11 protein-coding genes and 2 pseudogenes are annotated in these 17,122 nt (G+C 63.6%); 9 read left to right on the forward strand and 4 right to left on the reverse strand.

Going from position 1 to position 17,122, the window contains the following annotated elements; translation table 11 throughout:
• The first annotated feature begins 312 nt into the window (after nt 1-312).
• The gene (locus ACFSJC_RS09470; RefSeq protein ID WP_386026033.1) at nt 313-546 is read left to right on the forward strand and encodes a hypothetical protein; all 234 of its coding nucleotides are present in this window, start codon (nt 313-315) and stop codon (nt 544-546) included.
• A 187-nt stretch (nt 547-733) separates the two neighbouring features.
• Nucleotides 734-2,182, forward strand: a complete 1,449-nt coding sequence (gene zwf, locus ACFSJC_RS09475; protein WP_386026035.1) for a glucose-6-phosphate dehydrogenase — start codon at nt 734-736, stop codon at nt 2,180-2,182.
• A 55-nt stretch (nt 2,183-2,237) separates the two neighbouring features.
• Here zwf and ACFSJC_RS09480 read toward each other — a convergent pair whose 3' ends face one another.
• Together ACFSJC_RS09480 and ACFSJC_RS09485 are read right to left on the reverse strand one after the other, a co-directional pair.
• Nucleotides 2,238-3,059 carry a shikimate 5-dehydrogenase gene (locus ACFSJC_RS09480; RefSeq protein ID WP_386026037.1) on the reverse strand — a complete coding sequence of 274 codons (822 nt, stop codon included), beginning with the start codon at nt 3,057-3,059 and terminating at the stop codon, nt 2,238-2,240.
• A 90-nt stretch (nt 3,060-3,149) separates the two neighbouring features.
• On the reverse strand, nt 3,150-5,234 hold the full coding sequence (locus ACFSJC_RS09485) for a methyl-accepting chemotaxis protein (protein ID WP_386026039.1): 2,085 nt from the start codon (nt 5,232-5,234) through the stop codon (nt 3,150-3,152).
• 432 nt (nt 5,235-5,666) lie between these two features.
• Between ACFSJC_RS09485 and ACFSJC_RS09490 the strand changes: the two are divergent.
• The 3 genes and pseudogenes from ACFSJC_RS09490 to ACFSJC_RS09500 all read left to right on the forward strand — a co-directional run.
• Nucleotides 5,667-6,797, forward strand: a pseudogene (locus ACFSJC_RS09490) (7TMR-DISM family protein); the annotation flags it as partial.
• Nucleotides 6,798-6,995: 198 nt separating this feature from the next.
• Nucleotides 6,996-7,562: pseudogene (locus ACFSJC_RS09495) on the forward strand (diguanylate cyclase domain-containing protein); the annotation flags it as partial.
• Between the two features lie 194 nt (nt 7,563-7,756).
• Nucleotides 7,757-8,428, forward strand: coding sequence for a MarC family protein (locus ACFSJC_RS09500; RefSeq protein ID WP_386026041.1), 672 nt, complete (start codon nt 7,757-7,759; stop codon nt 8,426-8,428).
• Between the two features lie 152 nt (nt 8,429-8,580).
• On the opposite strand, the gene ACFSJC_RS09505 is transcribed toward ACFSJC_RS09500, so the two are convergent.
• Nucleotides 8,581-10,206 carry a diguanylate cyclase domain-containing protein gene (locus ACFSJC_RS09505; protein ID WP_386026043.1) on the reverse strand — a complete coding sequence of 542 codons (1,626 nt, stop codon included), beginning with the start codon at nt 10,204-10,206 and terminating at the stop codon, nt 8,581-8,583.
• Between the two features lie 182 nt (nt 10,207-10,388).
• Between ACFSJC_RS09505 and ACFSJC_RS09510 the strand changes: the two genes are divergently transcribed.
• The 4 genes from ACFSJC_RS09510 to ACFSJC_RS09525 all read left to right on the forward strand — a co-directional run bounded on the left by ACFSJC_RS09510 (nt 10,389) and on the right by ACFSJC_RS09525 (nt 16,480).
• The gene (locus ACFSJC_RS09510; RefSeq protein WP_386026045.1) at nt 10,389-14,087 is read left to right on the forward strand and encodes an ATP-binding protein; all 3,699 of its coding nucleotides are present in this window, start codon (nt 10,389-10,391) and stop codon (nt 14,085-14,087) included.
• Entirely contained in the window at nt 14,074-14,715 is a 642-nt protein-coding gene (locus ACFSJC_RS09515) for a hypothetical protein (RefSeq protein ID WP_386026047.1), read from the forward strand. The genes ACFSJC_RS09510 and ACFSJC_RS09515 overlap by 14 nt, the downstream gene beginning before the upstream one ends.
• Nucleotides 14,712-15,932, forward strand: coding sequence for a phosphoenolpyruvate carboxylase (locus tag ACFSJC_RS09520; RefSeq protein WP_386026049.1), 1,221 nt, complete (start codon nt 14,712-14,714; stop codon nt 15,930-15,932). Before ACFSJC_RS09515 ends, ACFSJC_RS09520 begins: the two co-directional genes overlap by 4 nt.
• Nucleotides 15,933-16,159: 227 nt before the next feature.
• The gene (locus ACFSJC_RS09525) at nt 16,160-16,480 is read left to right on the forward strand and encodes a hypothetical protein (RefSeq protein WP_386026051.1); all 321 of its coding nucleotides are present in this window, start codon (nt 16,160-16,162) and stop codon (nt 16,478-16,480) included.
• A gap of 172 nt (nt 16,481-16,652) precedes the next feature.
• Here the strand turns inward: ACFSJC_RS09525 and ACFSJC_RS09530 are convergent, their stop codons facing one another.
• Nucleotides 16,653-17,072, reverse strand: coding sequence for a MerR family transcriptional regulator (locus ACFSJC_RS09530; protein ID WP_386026053.1), 420 nt, complete (start codon nt 17,070-17,072; stop codon nt 16,653-16,655).
• Between the last annotated feature and the right edge of the window lie 50 nt (nt 17,073-17,122).

Consider the following 17,122-nt stretch of genomic DNA (forward strand, 5'->3'; position numbering starts at 1 on the left):
GACGCCGCGTTCGTATCCCGCACCAGTGCCTCTACTGGTAACCGCACACCTCACCCGCCCCATGCCATCGCATCAGTTGCGCATGGCGCCTCTCGATATCGGTCCTGACAGCAGGGCTATTCTTGGACCTCCAACGCCCTCGATCCAACTGAACGCTAGACTCGCCCCAGGCGAAGAGCGCAATCCAGATGAGCTGAGCATTCGCTGACACCTCCATCTAGAGTTCAGTCAGTGGCACCTCGTTAGGCTGTGCCCAAGGTCGCCATCGAACGCGGCCGGCCACGTCCAAAGACGCCACTGGAGCACAGACACATGCCGACTCAACAACTCAAATCGCACATCTCCCAGAACCGCCGAGCCGCATCCAAACGGATGCCACGTTTCTCCAGCCTCCAGATCGACGCGTCCGCGCGGGGCACAGGACGTCGCCCCATTCGCACCGCGCCCAATGCGCGGCAGGCGGTCGAGCCCACCCTCTGCATCGAGGACGCGATTCGACGCTTCGCCGAGACGCAGCCAGCCCAGCTCTATCGCGGTGGAGCCTGAGCCGCACCCCTCCTCCCAAGCGACGGCGGGCGCCGTTTGGGAGGAGAGCGATCGATGACGCATCGAGACCAGACGTCCCTACTCCCTATAAATCCAAGCGAACTTGCCGCACCCTCTTGTCATCCAAATCAGCCAGCCGCCGCAGATCGGCCCCTTTCTTCCCGCCGTCATCCACGAGGAGATTTGAATGGACGAGATCAATGACCGCTCGACACATGCAGGTGCGCTGGTTGTCTTCGGGGCGACCGGAGACCTGGCGCACAAGATGATTTTCCCGGCGCTTCACGCCATGGCCAGCCGGGGCGTCCTCACCGTACCGGTCCTCGGCGTCGCCGCCTCTGGGTGGAGCCTCGATCAACTGCGCGAGCATGCGAGGGATGGCATCGAGCAAGCCGGCAAGACCGATGATCGCGCCGCCCTCGACAGGCTGCTGTCGCTGCTGCGCTATGTGGACGGCGATTACCATGACCCGGAGACCTTCCTGAAGCTCAAGCAGGCGCTCGGCGAGACACGGCATCCGGCCTATTACCTGGCCATTCCGCCAGCGCTCTTCGGCACGGTCATCAAGGGATTGGGCGAAACGGGACTGGCCGGCCAGGCGCGGCTCATCGTCGAGAAGCCGTTCGGGCGCGACCTGGCGTCGGCGCGCGAACTCAACCGCATCGCCCTGTCAGCGTTCCCGGAGAACGCGATCTTTCGCATCGACCACTATCTCGGGAAAGAGGCGATCATGAACATCCTCTATTTCCGTTTTGCCAATGCCTTCCTCGAACCGATCTGGAATCGTAACAGCATTGCCAGCGTGCAGATCACACTGTCGGAGGATTTCGGCGTGAAGGGTCGCGGCGCCTTTTACGAAAGCGCCGGCTGCCTGCGCGACGTCATCCAAAATCATCTGTTCCAGATCGTCGCGCTGCTGGCGATGGAGCCGCCGGCCTATCAGGGGTACGGCGCCGTCCACAACGAAAAGGCCAAGGTTTTTCAGGCCATGCGCCCGCTGCATCCAAACGACATGGTGCGCGGCCAATATCGCGGCTATCTGGACGAACCCTGCGTGGCGCACGACTCGGATATCGAGACCTTCTGCGCCCTGCGGCTGTTCATCGACTCCTGGCGCTGGGCGGGCGTCCCCTGGTACCTGCGCGCCGGAAAATGCCTGTCAACCACGGCAGCCGAAATCCTGGTCGAGCTGAAGCCGCCACCGCAACGCCTCTTCGACGACTCGGCGCCGGAAGCCGGCCGAGCCAACTATCTGCGCTTCCGACTCTCCCCCAACTCCGCCGTCGCGCTGGCGGCGCGCGTCAAGCGCGCGGGCAAGGAGTTCGTCGGCGACCAGCGCGAGCTCTATCTGTCCGAGGAGCAGGCCGGAGCCGAGATGCCCTACGAACGCCTGCTCAGCGACGCCATGGCCGGCAATGGCGCGCTCTTCACGCGCGAGGATGCGGTCGAAGCCGCTTGGCGCGTGGTCGATCCCGTTCTGGAGATGCACCCCAAGGTCCAGCCCTACGAACCCGGCACCTGGGGACCGGCTGCGGCGGATGAGCTGATCCGGGCGCACGGAAGCTGGCACAACCCTTCGCTCGAAGCACCGAACACCCCAGCGGACACCAGAAACGGGAAGGCGTCTTCGCATTGATGCTGGACGCCGTCCCTGGACCTGCCTGCGAGTTCAGGCGCGCCAGTCCAGGACGCTACGGACCGCGCGCGTACTCCGAGGCCCGACGGATCTGATCCTCGGTCGGCCGAACGCCGGTATAGAGCGCGAACTGCTCGGCGGCCTGCAGGGCGATCACCTCGGCACCCGTGATGACCTGCTTGGCCCGCTCCCTTGCGGAGCGGATCAGCGGCGTCTCGGGCGGCAGGGCAACCACATCGAAGACCGTCTCCGCGCCGTCGATGATCTCGGGATCGAAGGCAAGCGTCTCCGCATCCGGACCACCGGCCATGCCGATGGGGGTGACATTGATCAACAAGCCGGGCCGGATCTCACCGAGCTGCGCCCGCCACTCGTATCCGTAGATCTCCGCCAGTTGTCGACCTGTGACCTCATTGCGGGCGAGGATGATGCCCGAACGAAAGCCGGCGTCGTGCAAGGCGCCAGCCACGGCCTTGGCCATCCCGCCGCTACCGCGCAAGACAAACGAGAGATCGCGAGACACCCCGTGCCGATCCAACAGCGTTGAGACGGCGATGTAATCGGTGTTGTAAGCACGCAGACAGCCACCGTCATTGACGATGGTGTTGACTGAATGCAGCGCCTCGGCCGATGCATCCAACACATCCAGATAGGGGATGCAGGCCTCCTTGTAAGGCATCGAGACCCCACAGCCACGGATGCCGAGCCCTCGGATACCGGCAATAGCCGCCGCCAGATCGCTGGTGGTACAGGCCTTGTAGACGAAGTCGAGACCCAATTCCTCGTAGAGGACGTTGTGGAAACGGGTTCCGATGTTACTCGGCCGCCCCGCCAGAGAGATGCACAGGCGGGTGTCTTTGCTGATGGGTTGCGACATGGTCGTGGCAAACCTCTCGGTCGGCGTGAATCAAGGGCGAAGTCGGCTCGGAGCAGAAGCAAGCCACGACCTGATGAGCAAGCGCCTCGGTCAGACCTTGAAGCGCCCGACACGGGCATTCTGATCGCTCGCGAGTTGCTTGAGCATCTCGGCCGCACCGCTGATCTCCGAGGTATCGGCAGAAACCTGATCGACGAGCTGCGCGATGTTGGCCAGGTTGCGATCGATCTCTCCGGCAACGGCGGTCTGCTCCTCGGCGGCGCTGGCGATCTGGATGTTCATGTCCTTGATTGCGGCAACCGAACTGGCCATGGTTTCGATCGCGTCCGCAGCCTCGGCCACGGCATTCAGGCCACCCTGAGCCTTGTCCCGTCCGGCGTCCATCACCTCGACCGCGCCCCGAGTTCCGGTCTGGAGCCGATCGATCATCTCCTGGATCTCGCGCGTCGAGTTCTGCGTGCGCTGCGCCAATGTGCGGACCTCGTCAGCGACGACGGCGAATCCCCGTCCCTGCTCGCCAGCGCGCGCGGCCTCGATCGCCGCATTGAGCGCCAGAAGGTTGGTCTGGTCGGCGATGCCACCGATCACGTCGAGAATGGATGTGATCTGGCCCGCATCGGAGGACACGCGCGCGATAGCGTCGGTCGCCGACTGCACCTGCTGAGAGAGCATCTGCATCGTCTCCACCGCGCGGCCGACCGCAGCACGACCCGAATCGGCCTGCTGATCGGCCTGACGGGTGGCCTCGGCCGCCTGGGCGGCATGGCGCGCAACCTCGGCGACGGTCGCGGTCATCTCGTTCATGGCCGTCGCCACCTGATCCGTCTCCAACTGCTGTTGGCTGACGATCCCCGCGCCACGGTTGCTCGTGGCGGAGAGCTGATCGGCCGAAGCGGCAACCTGCCCGCCACCATCGCCGAGTTGACGAATCAGTACCCTCAACTTGGCTTGGAAGCCATTGAAGGCACGCGCCAGATCGGCAATCTCGTCCCGTCCCGAATCATCGAGATCATGCGTGAGATCGCCTTCTCCCTCGGAGATATCGTGCAAGGCCAGGCTGAGCTGGCGAATCGGACGCACGATGAAGGTTGCAACGGCGAGCATAAGCCCCATGCCCAGGACGAGAACGAGGACGGCCACCCCGATCATGAACGCAATGGCCTGCCGCCCCTGAGCGGCCGCCCCGTCCACCTGAGCTTCGAGCCAGCTCAGCGGCAGCGTGAGCTGGAGTCCCCAAACCTGGGTAGCGTCGCTGAAGCGGATTGGCACCACCGCCATGAGGTTGCCCTCGTCCTCTTCGACGACCGGCTTCGCGTCCTGAATATCCTTCAGGTCCTCTTCCCAATCCTCATGCAACGCGGAGATCGGCTTGCCGATGAGCTGCGGCCGACCACTGGCGGCAACGATGGTGCCATCGTTCGCGATGATGGCAAGCCCGCCAACGCCATCGCGAAAATTGCTGACGGCGGCATCGATCATCTGCTGCAGATGTCCAAGGGCCAGATCGACGCCGGCGATACCCTGAAACCGCCCGTCGATCAGGATCGGCTCAACCAGTGACGTAATCAGCATCTCCTTTCCCTGTACCGGATAGCTGTAGGGATTGATCAACTGCTCCGTTCCGGTCTTTTTAGGAAGCAGGTAGTAGTCCCCGGCGCCTGGAGTTTCGTAGTCCACCAGCGGCTCAAGCGCGAGCGCCCCATCTGCGGCACGACTCCAATAGGGTATGAACCGACCGCTGGCATCGGTGCCGGGCTGGCCGACGAATTCGGCGTCGCGTCCGTCGAAGGCATTGGGCTCCCAGGCGGTATACAGTCCGAGGAAACCGGGATGCTCGCGCAGAATGGATTGGAGGATGCGGTTGACAGCCTCGCGATCGATCGACGCCGCCCTCACATTGAGCTCGCCGCCTTGCTGGCCCACCAGGGTTGCCAGGGTCTGAGCAAGAACCCGCGCGGTCTGAAACGCCGGGCGAATCCCCTCCTCAACCGCCTTGGCCTTCTCCTGAGCGCTGCTCAACAACAGTTCCTTGGCATTGGAGAGGGCGAGTCGGCGCTCTCGCTCGACCTGCTGATTCAGGGACCAGACCGAACTGAGCGTCAGTACCGCGCTTAACACGGCCAACGAAAGCCCGGACCAAAGTGCGATTTTGAAACGGATCGACCTGAAATTCATACGGCAGGACTCCTGAGGCATCGACGCAGACGGAAGGATTTGGATGGATTCAGTCAATCCTGATGTGGATGATTTTAAGCAGCAATCAAGCTCCAACCTGTAAAACACGTCACGCTTTATCACAGGCACCGCCTGCGTCGCCACTGAAACGACAGCCGGTCTGAATCGGGCAGCGTGCGGCGCATAAAGGGTGACGCCGACAGCCAAGAGGGGCTATAAACAGCGTGCCCCGTCCGACTCGTATTTCACCCGATCGGGTCCAGATTACAGGTCGACGCCACATCGATGTCGCTCGACGATTCACACAGAGACGTTCCACTGAAATTCGTCATACCAGATCGCTCGGCGCCGAACAGCCGAAACCGGTCCCCTGCTCCACCTCACGCACACACCGACTTGAATCTCCAAATACTCCTGCTTCTCTGGCTCTTGATGAACCTGACGTGCGCGCGCGCCTGGTCATCCGAATCCACTCTGCTGCTCGATCCGCGCCAGGACCGCTACGATCTGGCAACCCACGTCGAGTATCTGGAGGATCCGAGCGGACGCCTGACCTTCGAAGAGGTCCAAGACGCCACCCATGCGGCAGCTTTCCGCCCGGCCCCCGGGGCCAGCGAAATCAACTTCGGCTATTCGGATTCGACCTACTGGCTGCGCTTCAGACTTGCGTCCCCGTCCAGCACGCCAGCGCAATGGTGGCTCGAAATCGCCTATTTCTCGCTCGACCACATCCGACTCTACGGTCCCGAAGGGCCGCCGACGATCACGGGATACGCCTATCCCTTCGAGCAACGCCCGATCGCACACCGCTTCTTCGTCCTGCCGGTCGAGGTCGGCGCGAAACCCATCGACTTCTATCTCGAAGTCCGCTCCTCGGGCAGCCTGACGATCCCGCTTCATCTCTGGCAGCCCATGGCCTTCACCGCCGAGACGGCCTCCAGCTACGCCGCCATGGCGCTCTATTTCGGCGCGCTCGCCGCGCTGCTGCTCTACAACATGCTGCTCTATCTCTCACTGCGCGAGAGCACCTATCTACTCTATGTATGCTTCGTCGCCAGCATGGCCTGTGGTCAGCTCGCACTCACCGGCCTCGGCAGCCAGTACCTGTGGAGCGGTTGGCCGCACTGGAACAGCGCCGCATCCGATTTCGGTTTCTCGGCCGCCGGACTCTTTGGACTCTGGTTCGCGCGCCGCTTTCTCGACACCAAACGCATCATGCCGCGCCTGGATCGGCTGCTGCTTGTCGTCCTGTCCCTATTCGCGTTCAATCTGCTCTACATCCTTTTCCACGACCTATTCACCAACGATGCGCCAACCGCCTTGGCCGCGAAGATCCTGTCCATCAACAGTCTGCCGGCCTGTCTACTCGGCATCGCGGCCGGAGTCATCGGACTGCGCCGAGGGCACGGCGGCGCACGTTTCTTCCTCATGGCCTGGGCCGCCCTGTTGGTCGGAGCCGGGCTTGCCGCCATGCGCAATTTCGGTTGGGTCCCGACCAACGCCTTCACCGCCAACATGCTCCAGATCGGGTCGGCGCTGGAGATGCTGCTGCTGTCCTTCGCCCTCGCCGACCGCATCCATAGCGAGCGACGTGCGCGCGAGGAGGCGCAGATGGAAGCTCTGGTCGCGCGTCAGGCGATGGTCGACACCCTGGATCAGGCCGCAGGCACCCTGGAGGACCGCATTGCCGAGCGCACTCAAGCGCTGGCCCAGGCCAACCGGCGACTGCGTGACAGCGAATGCCAGCTGCGCCAGGCGGCCCATTCGGATCCCCTGACCGGCCTCGCCAACCGACTGCTCCTGGACGACCGAACCGAGCATGCGCTGGCTGCCGCACAGCGCGACAGCCAGAGCGTGGGTCTGCTGCTGATCGATCTGGACCGTTTCAAGCCGATCAACGATCTGCACGGCCATGCCGCCGGAGACGCGGTGTTGAGGGAGGTCGCACGCCGCATCCGGGACGCGATCAGGGCCTGCGACACGGCCGCCCGTATCGGCGGGGACGAGTTCGTGGTGCTGTTGGAACGGCTGCATGACACGACGGGCGCGATCCAGGTCGCCGAAAAGCTGGTGACGGCCCTGACGGCCCCCTTCCAGATCGGAGAACAGGAAGTCACCATCGGGGCCAGCATCGGGATCGCGCTCTACCCGGAGGACGCGCAGAGCGCGAAGATGCTGCGTCAGCACGCGGACTGGTCGATGTATTCGGCCAAACGGGACGGCGGCAGCGGCTACCAACTCTATTCGAAGACGACAAAGCGCCACCCGTCATCACCGAATGACGGCAGCTCGCGCCATGAAGCTCCAAGATCGAAGACACCGGCCTGATCTGCACCGCCCCCAGCCGATGCGCGGGCAAGGCGCAGGGCGATCGCCACACTCACGCACACTGATCTCAAGATCGCACTGGAACCGGCCGGGTACGCGCCCCATGTACCGGTTTGGTCCGCGCACCGAGCGGGCGCCCGCTCCAAGAGCATGGCATCATGCCCGCACAGCCGAACCGAGAAAGGGATCGACACATGGATGCACTCTTGCCCCACATCACCGAGCTGCGCCACATGCTGGGGCACCTGGCCTCGGTGTTCATGGCCTTCTTCGCCATCATGAACCCCATCGCCAACACGGCGGTCTTCCTCGGACTCACCGCCGACGACTCGAAGCAGGTACGCCGACGCGTCGCCATCAAATCCGTCTTCGCCGCCTTTCTGTTGATTCTGACCTTCGTGCTGCTCGGCAAGCTCATCTTCGGGCTCTTCGGCATCACCCTGCCCGCCTTCCGCATCACCGGTGGGGTGCTGGTCGCGCTCATCGGCTACCAGATGCTGCACGGTTCCCCATCGAGCGTGCATCAACCGACCGAGACCGACCAAGCCGACAGCCTGGAGACCGCGCTCAGCGTCGCCATCTCACCGCTCGCCATCCCCATCCTCGCCGGCCCCGGCACCATCGCCACCGCCATGAACTTCGCCTCCACCGGCAACCTCGGCGAGATGATCGTCACCATCCTCGCCTTCGCCCTGCTCTGCCTCATCACCCTGTTCTTCTTCCTCTTCGGCGAACGCATCGTCAGCTTCCTCGGCCAGGCCGGACTCAACGTCGTCACCCGCATCATGGGGCTGATCCTCGCCGTCATCGGCGTCCAGATGCTGCTCGACGGACTCGGCGGAGCGGCCAAGACGCTGATGCCTTGAGGCGCATCCCGTCGCCCGGATGGAGCGAGCGCGCAATCCGAGGGACGACCCCAAGGTCAGACTCGGCGATCACATCTGGCGTTGCCCCTGGGTTTCGCTGCGCTTCACCCAGGCTACGGCGTACCGAGGACGCGTGATCGCCAAACGGGGCCTCAGATCGACGCCTCGCTATAGAGCACGCAGTGATTCTTGCCTCGCTTCTTGGCCCGATACATCGCCTGATCGGCATGGAGGATCAGCTCGCGGGGGGACGTCGCATCGGTCGGGTAGAGGGCGATACCGATGCTCACGCCGAACGGGATACCCGCTCGCGCCGGATCCTGAATCCCGCGCACCAACCCCAGGAGCTTCTCGGCCAAGCGCAGCGCCCCCTGCGGATCGGAGACATCGGACAAGATGATCGCGAATTCGTCTCCTCCAAGCCGCGAGACCGTATCCGCCGTGCGCACCCCTTTCAGCAACATCTCGGAGACCTGTACCAGCAGCCGATCGCCGGCCTGGTGACCAAGGCTGTCGTTGACCTGCTTGAACCCGTCCAGGTCGAGATAGAGCAGACCGTAGCTACGTGAGTAGCGAACCGCGTTGGCATGAATCCGTTCGATCCGATCGAAGAACAGGGTTCGGTTAGGGAGTCCGGTCAAGCGATCGTAATGGGCGAGCTCCAGCAACTGCGCCTCGTAGACCCGACGCCGAACGACCGCCAAGGCCAGATACCAAGCCCCCACCGAAATCACTGCAAACAGGCTGAAACCGAAGATAAACAAACGGATCAATAGACGTCGGTCGTGGTCCTTCACGAGCCCCGATGGCACGTAGGAGATCAAGAACCACACATAATCGTCTGCGTCGAGCCACGCTTTGCTGGGGTTTTCCGCGACTGTCGCACCGGTACTGGAACGATAGTCCGGCGCAAGCGGAGCGATCGTCTCGAAGGCGAAAAATCCGTGCTCCGTTTGTAGCTGCCCTTTACCGTGAGACCGTATGACGGCCCACTCCTCGGGGAAGTCGTGAGCGAAGCTGCGCTCGGCGCGGGCATCGATCATGAATCCCCACTCATCCTCCTTGCGCGAACTCAGCAGCCAATAGCCATCGGCATTCAACAACATGGTCCGACCAAGCCCGGAGACGCTCACGCTCGCCAATCGATCCAGCAAGAAGTCGCCCAAATAGTTGAGCAAGACGATGCCTCGCTTCTCGCCCGACGCATCGACGATGGGGGTGCCGAACCGAATCATCGGCTTCAATGGACGCTCAAGCGCCCCTTGCTCGATGTTGAGATCGAACGGCGACACAAACACCTCGCCGGCCTTGAGCGCCAATGTATCCGTGAAGTAGTAGCGCTTGCCCTTATCTTGGAGTTCTTCGGGCGGCACGATAGCGGGTGCGCCCCCATTGAAATTGACACGCACCAGCTCCTTGCCCGTCGTGTCCAGGAAACGCACCTGATCGTAAACGCCCTTCAATGTCGCAAACGCCAGAAATTCCGATGCGAGCACCGACAGCGCCTGAGGATCGCCCTGATTGAGATAGCGAGAGAGCTCGTCCTGGTGGCCGAGAAAGAACAAATCGCTGACCACCTCGGCAAACACCCCTTCCGTGATTCCCTTCATCAACTCGACACGATAGTGCTCCTGAGCAATCGTTGAGGTAAAAAAGGTTTCCGCCTCGGCGCGATAAAAGGCTGCGCCAAGCCCGGACAGAACGGAGCCGATGATCAGGAAGATCAAGAAGAAGAGATTGAGCGACCGGCGAACGATCTTGAAATTATCGCGTTTCACTGTATTGCCAGCGCTGGAGTCGTCGGCATGGTACGTCGCGCTCGAAGCCCACATCAAGACGCCCGAACGCGAGCGACGCATATCCAGAATGCACGCTGCACCTCCTTGACTCGCGCCCCTGCGAACCTCGCCAACCGTTACAATCGGATGTCCGTATCCCTCCCCTTCGCGCAAGGAACCGCATGCCCGGCCTGAATCGTATCCTGCTCATCAATACCCACCTGCAAGGCGTCGTGGAACTCAAGGTCGACGCCCACACCAACATATGCGGTACCAACGCCTCCGGCAAGACTACACTGCAACGGCTCGTCCCGGTCTTCTACGGCGAGTATCCCAGCCGCGTCGTGCCCGCTACCCGCGACAGCTTCGAGCGCTGGTATCTGCCGACCGAGCAGAGCTTCATCATCTACGAATACCAGCGCATGGACGAGCAGACCTGCCAAGCGGTGCTCGCCGCCGCCTCCGACGGCAAGGGCGTCGTCTACCGCCTGGTACAACGCCCGTTCGACCTGGACGACTACAGCCGCACCCGACAGGGCGATCGCCTGACCTGCATCGGCATGAAGGAGCTGGGTCTGCGTCTGCGTCAGCTCGGCGTCCCGACGACCCGTCTGCTCAACACGCGCGAGTACCGCGCCATCCTGCAGAACGACCGCGCACTGTTCGCCGCAAGCAGCAACGCCGGCGAGCTGCGCGCGCTCGGGCGCCACTATTCGCTGTGCCAACCTGGACAGTCGCTACGGCACCTCGAAAAACTGGCGCGGGCGGTGCATTCGCGCGAGGGCAAGATGGAGACGGTCCGCTCCATGATCGCCGCCATCCTGGAAGAGGACGGCGTCAGTCCGCCCACCTCCCAGCTCAAACTCAAGCAGGTGGAGGATTGGATCCGGGAGAGCCGCCTGATCCAAGGCTTCGAGGCCATGCGCCCGGAGTTCGATCGGCTCGAACGCGCCTACCAGGAACTGCTCGGCCGCGAGCGGCGCCTCAGCGGACTCAAACAGAGCTATCGGCTCGAAGAGCCGCTCGAACAGCAGCGCCTGGAGGAGGCCCGCGCCCGCGTCGAGCACAACGACCGGGCACTGAAACGTCTGAAACAGGCGTGGGATAACGACAGCCACGCATTCGATCGGGAGCGTTCGAGCAGCAAGGGCGAGATCGAGCGTTGCGAGACGGAGCTGAACCAGATCGAGCAGCACTACCGATCCTATCTCGACGCCGACATCGAACAGATCAAGGCCGACCTGAAACGGCTCGGCGACTGGCGCGAGGACTACGAAAGCCTCAAAGAACGTCTTCGCCTGCTGACCGATACCCATCAGGACGTGGAGCGCGATTATCTGGAGCGCCAGCAGCGAATCGGCCAGCGGCGCGAGCGTCAGCTTGAGGAGTTACGTCAGCGGGATAACGACCTCAAGGAAGGAAAAGCGCGCCTATTGGAGCAGCACAACGCGGCGGTCGAGACGCTGAGGGAACAGCAACGGAACGAGCGGGAGGCCGGGCTCGCCGACTTTCGCCAGCGCACGACCGACTGCGAGCTAGAGCGCGAGCGCCTGAAGACACGTCTCGAAAACGCCGGCCATACCGAGGAGGAGCGCCACGAGCTGGCCGTCTTCGACCAGCGTCTGGAGACGGCGGACGCCGAGATCGAGGAGATCGAGACCCGGCTGACCCAGCTCGACGCCCAGCATCAGGAGCAACGGCGCCAGCGCGATGCCGCAGACACGGCCTTGCGCAAGATCCGACGCCAGCGCGAGGAGCGCCAAGGCGCGGTCGATGACGCGCAGCGTCTGCTCTATCCCGGCCAGCACAGCCTGCTCGAATTCCTGCGTCGCGAACGCCCTGGCTGGGAGACCTGCTTGGGCAAGGTCTTGGACCCGGTCCTGCTGCAACGCACCGATCTCAAACCCCAATCGACCGAGGACGATCCCGACAGCTTCGGCGGACTGCGGCTCGACCTCAAGGCCATCGACACCCCGGCGCACGCCGTCTCGGAACAGGCGCTGCGCCAGCATCTACAGAACGCCGAAGACGCACTGAGCGACGTCGACAACCGTCTGCGCGAGGCCGAAACCCGACTCGACCAGACTCAGACCGCACTCGCCGCCCACGAGCGCGAACAGACCCTGGCCCAAGGTGAGCGTCGCGCCCGTCGCGAGGATCTCGGTCGGCTCAAAGAGGAACGGCGCACGCTCAAGGGCCGGTTCGACGCCGCGCTGAGCGAGCGCCAGCTTCACGACCGCAAGGCACTGAGCGACCTGGACGCGCGCCTCCAACGCCTAAACAAGGACCAAGAACACTGGGCGGCGGATCTGAGCGAACGTCACCATGAGGCACTGAGCGAACTCAAGACCCACTGGCAGGACGTCATCGGCCGGACCGATACCGAGATCGCCCAGAACCAGGGAGCGATCGAGGAACGCAAGCGCAAGGCCAAGGAGGAACTCGACGCCTGCGAGCACTGGTATCGCAACGAACTGAAGTCCCGAGGCGTCGACGATGCGCTGATCGCCGATCTCAAACGGCAGATGGATGACCTGGAAACGCGCATCCAACGCACCGAGGGACGCCGCGCCTACATCCAGGATTACGACAACTGGTATCAACGGACTTGGCTGGGCCGCAAACCCGAGCTACAGACCCGGCTGGACGAGGAACGCGCACGCGCCGCCCGGCTCGACCGGGAGTTCGCCACGGCGGAAGAGACCTTCAAACGCGCGCGCACCGAGCTGCAGGCGGCGCTCAAGGGGGCCAACGATCAGGCCGAGGCCACCGAGGAGCGTCTGACCCGATTGAAAAACCAGCGGCGCCGACTCGACGCGCTCAAGCTCCCGCCGGAGGAGCCGCCACCGGCCGGCGACCTGGGCGAACGGCTGCGGCTCGGCGAGGATCTGCTGCAAGGGCGCGAGCAGCTCCTCATCGAGGTTAGAAATCAGGTCGAGCATTTCGATCGACTGATCGCCGCCAACGCCGGATCCAGTCTGGCCGAGACCTGGGAACGCAGCCGCGCCGACTGCCGTCTCCCCGGCGAGCCGGGGTCGCCTCCGGCGCTGGATCACCGCCGACTGGTCGAACAGCTCGCCCAGCTGCTCAATGAGCTGGTGCCGCAGAAACTGACCGGGCTGCGCGAACAGGGACGCATCTTCGGCAAAGATCTGGCGGACTATTACGTGGTGCTCGACGACATCGATCGGCGCATCGAGAACCAAAGCAGGCGCATCACGCGCGAGGTGGCCGAGGATCTCTCGCTCGACGGCGTCTCGGACTCGGCGGTCCTGATCCGTTCGCGCATCAGCGAGCTCGAATTCTGGCCGGATCTGCGCGCCTTCATCGCCGCCTTCGAAGACTGGCGCGACAGCGGCTTCGACGGCCTGCCGAACGCGGACTATGTCAACAGCATGCGCCAGGCGCTGGAGATCATCGGTCGCTCGGCCCCCAGCGGCGGTGTCGCCGGATTGCTCGAAATCGAACTGCGACTGCGCGAAGGACGCAGCGACCTGGTGATCCGCACCGACCGCCAGCTCAACGAGTCGTCCAGTCACGGCATGGCCTATCTCATCCTCTGCAAATTCCTGCTCGCCTTCACCCGGCTGCTGCGCGCCGACGCGTCGGTGGTCGTCCACTGGCCGATCGACGAGCTGGGCACCCTGCACCACCAGAACGTGAAGAAGATCTTCGACGCCTGCGACGCCAACGCCATCCGCATCCTCGGCGCCTTCCCCAACCCCGAGTCCGAGGTGCTCGGGCTCTTCACCAACCGCTATATCGTCGATCGACAGACGCGCCAGCTCCAGGTCGTCAAACCCCGCATCGACGCCATCGCCGCGCGGCTACGGCAGCGCCAGGATCAAGGTCAGGAGGCTTGCGCCAATGTTGTCGACTAAAGGCCAGGTCATCGAGCGCCTGCTGCGTGGTGCCTTCATCTGCCGCACCACCGACGAGGACGGCTGGCGTTTTCTCCAGGTCGCAGGCAACCGCGAGCAGGTCGATGCCTATCTCGGGCAGCTCAACCGACTGGTCGTCGGACTCGGCAGCGAGCGCGAGGAGGCGGTCTTCTTCTGCGGCTACCGCCAACTGGGCGAGGACGAACGCCGTGTGGTCGGCCAGCAATTCCGCGACATCTGCCAGTCGCTGACCCCGCTCGCCGACTGGCTGATCCTGGTGCAGGAGGCGCTCGGGCAGGATGCGCCGCCGACCGAGGGCACACCCATGCGCCTCGGCGAATTGCAGACCCTCATCGAGGACACCCCGGCCTTTCGCGAACAGCTCGGACGCATCAGCCGCTATCGGCTGTTCAACTCCGCGAGCGAAACGGTCGATGCCCAGATCAAGCTGGTCTTCAAACGCCTGACCGAGCTGGGCTATCTGGTGCGGCCCAACCCCGACAAACAGATCTATCTGGCCACCGGCAAGATCGATTATCTCTACGAGGTCATCCGCTTCATCGATGCAGCCGAGGGACTGGAGCTCGAAAAACGCGCCGAGGGCGCCGTCCAGGGAGCGCTGCTGTGAGCGACGAGCTGCGCCAAGGCGGGATCCGTTTCCTGAAACGGCTCGGCCGCCACGCCGAGCCCATCATGGACGCCTATCTGCAAGGGTCGGTACCGGATCATCTCCTGGACGCCTCGGTGCGCGAGCGCCTGCTCAAGGACCGGGTGCTCTACCGCCCCGAGCCCGGCGCCGATTTGCATCTGCGCCGCGCCGTGCGTGCACTCCTGGAGGAGGCACTGCGCGACACGCGCAACCGCCAGATCGACGCCAACACCGCCTCCGCCCTGGCCACCTTCCGTATGCTAGCCGAGCACGTCAAGGAGGCCCGCCACCAGGGCCGTCATGCCGATGCCGACGTCTATCTCGCCGATCTGCGCGAGCATCTCTATGCCTTCGGCGAGACCCTGCACCACGCCATCCGCGTGCTCTGGGGCCGGATCAACAACGAATTCGGCTACGTCGGCACACTCAACGCCAAGATCCGCGAGAACGAGCTGGCCCAGTCGCAGGTGAGCGCCCTGCTCGACGGGCTGGAACTGGTACGCTTCGAGGAACTGGCCGAACTCGCCGGCGAGTCGCGCGAGCTGCGCCAGCTCCTGGTGACCAACCTGCAACGCACCCTCAGCGACTGCACCCAGGAATTGAGCATCGCCCAAGCCCGGCTGCTGGAGCTGCTCGGACGCTTCCGCGAGATCCGGGGGCGCACCCGCCTGCTCAAGGGCTGGCTGCTGCACATGGAACAGTACCCGGACTACCGCGCCGAGCCCCAGACCCGCGCAGCGGATCTCCCGAGGCTCTTCAACCACGCCGATCCGCTGCTCGCGCCAGCCGCACTGAACGTCCACGACGCCACCCAGGAACCCGAGCTGCTGGAAATCCTGGCGCGGGTACGAACCGCCCAGCCCTCGGAACGCCCTACCCAGACGCTCGCCGACGCCGAAGCACTGACGCTGAGCACACCGGAGGCGATCGAGATCCGTCCCAGCCCGATCCGCGAGGCGGTCACGAGCTATCTCTGCGCGATCATCGACAGCGGCCAGCCAGTCTCGGCGCTCGAATACCACCAACGCGAGTCCCTGCCCTGGGACACCGAGTCCTGGCTCTATCAGGTCATCGGCGACTACGAAGGACTGCCGCAGTCGCACAAGGATCGGCTCAGGCTCGACCTGATCGGCAAACCCCATCCGCACTACAGCGGCAACTTCATCATCCGCGACCTGAACCTATGGCTGACCTGAGCCGCATCCACATGCTCGCCCTTGGAACTCGGTTGCGGCGCGTGATGCGCAACGACATAGGACGTTGAAACCCAATTCAATCCGACACGTCCAGATCCAAAGATTCGATTGACCAAAAGGCGCTCGCCCGCATTCAATCCCTCACGGAACAGGAGCGGATCAGAGCACCTCGGGGCGCGTCCAGCCTCTGAACCAACCATCGGCCCTCTGGAATGGAGCAATCGGATATGACCAATCAGACGCAGAACAGACGCCTGCTCATGGCGCTCGACGCGAAGATCAAGGAGGTCAACCGGGCGATCATCAACCCGGTCTTGCCGGAGCTTCGGCTTTCGGACCTCACCCCAATGCTGGAGATGACGGCACGGGCGCGTGCCGACTATCTGCAGGCTATTTATGAAATCGGCCACGCATCCACAAACAACGCAGTCCCCAGCTCGGAAGACATCGAACGGCTCGCCGGTTTACGAAAGGTCTATCAGGAACTGGTCTCGGCAACACAGGCATTCGAGACCGCGATCGAGCGGGAATATCTGGATGTGGAGTGATATCGCGCGCCGCTCGGCGCCCCAAACCGCGCTGGCATAACGGGTAGGCATGCAGCGCAATACGCTGCGCTATTGCGCCCTACGCGGCTGGCCAGCTAACGCTGGCGAAGAGCACCGTAGGGCGGAATAGCGCTAGCGTATTCCGCCGAATGGAAACCGGAACGCCATGGACTCAATGCTCTCGATGACGGCAGTGACCGTGATCGCTGAGCACCTCCAGCACCCGGCAGTGATGGTCACAGGCACGGCTGGCGCAGTCGTCGAGCATGTGACTGATCTCGTCGCGCAGCGCACTGAGCCGTTCGATACGCTGGTCGATTTGCTCGAGATGGGCGCGGGCGATGGCGTCGGCCTGGTGGCAGCTGGGTCCGTCGTCGGGCGTCAGACTCAGCAGGTCGCGGATGGCGGGGATGTCGAAGCCGAGCTCGCGCGCGTGGCGGATGAAGCGCAGTCGCCGCACCGCTTCCGGCGGATAGCGCCGACGGTTGCTCGCGGTGCGCACCGGGGCGGGCAGCAGCCCGATCTCCTCGTAGTAGCGGATGGTGGGGACCTTGACCTCGGTCGCGCGCGAGAGGTCGCCGATTCCAAACATGGGACTGATTCTCACTTGATGCTCTAGTGACTAGAGATTGTAGCCTCCTC

The organism is Thiorhodococcus fuscus, assembly GCF_042682685.1.
Classification (GTDB): Bacteria; Pseudomonadota; Gammaproteobacteria; order Chromatiales; family Chromatiaceae; genus Imhoffiella; species Imhoffiella fuscus.